The following is a 214-nucleotide window of genomic DNA, read 5'->3' as shown; positions in this document are numbered from 1 at the left end:
AACAGGTCACCCAGGCTGAGCTGGTCGAGGCCTATCGGGCGAACGCTCTGTTCGACGCCCACCGCGATGATCCCGAGTTCGGCTACCGGTTCCTCGCCGGCGAAGCGGAATCCGTTGGCCAGCGCATGTGCGAGCGGACCGCGTGGCGGATCTGCCGAGACAACCAGTGGTGGTCCGTGTTCGGGAAGAAGCGCGGCAAGAATGGGAAGCGTCC

1 pseudogene is annotated in these 214 nt (G+C 65.4%); it reads left to right on the top strand.

Annotation, left to right across the window (positions count from 1 at the left end):
• Positions 1-214, top strand: a pseudogene (locus IG178_RS25175) (IS3 family transposase); the annotation flags it as partial.

The sequence above is a fragment of the Neoluteolibacter marinus genome (assembly GCF_014904755.1).
Classification (GTDB): domain Bacteria; phylum Verrucomicrobiota; class Verrucomicrobiia; order Verrucomicrobiales; family Akkermansiaceae; genus Haloferula; species Haloferula marina.
Note: the sequence above shows the minus strand (reverse complement) of the source record. Positions and strands in the feature narration are given on the sequence as shown.